We start from the raw sequence: 503 nt of genomic DNA, 5'->3' as shown, positions 1-503 counted from the left end.
GAGAGCCAAAGATTCATAAATACAATCGCTGACTTTATTGAACAGTCAGTAGTTGAATCAGCCTTGGTTGAAACGTTGCCACAATTAACAGAACAACTATCCGGGTATCAGCAGCAACTAGCTAATAATAAAACCACATTTGACGACCTGGAAACCGCGATTGTTAATGAAGAGCAACGACTATCATCACAAAAAGCTGTGGATGCAATCTCTGACTTTATTGAACAGTCAGTAGTTGAATCAGCCTTGGTTGAAACGTTGCCACAATTAACAGAACAACTGTCCGCGTATCAGCAGCAGCTTGAAGCAGGAAAAACCGCATTTGACGACCTGGGAGCCGCGATTGTTAATGAAGAGCAACGACTATCATCACAAAGAGCAGTGGATGCAATCTCTGACTTTATTGAACAGTCAGTAGTTGATGAAGCCTTGGCTGAAACGTTGCCACAATTAACAGAACAACTATCTATTTATCGGCAACAACTCTTTCGAGCTAAAACTGC

Annotated in this window: 1 pseudogene; it reads left to right on the top strand. The window is 41.7% G+C overall.

What is annotated here, in order from left to right:
- Positions 1–503: pseudogene (locus ACEYW6_RS36605) on the top strand (relaxase); the annotation flags it as partial.

Origin of the sequence: Nostoc sp. UIC 10607, from assembly GCF_047228265.1 — a bacterium.
GTDB lineage: Bacteria > Cyanobacteriota > Cyanobacteriia > Cyanobacteriales > Nostocaceae > Nostoc > Nostoc foliaceum_A.
Note: the sequence above shows the minus strand (reverse complement) of the source record. Positions and strands in the feature narration are given on the sequence as shown.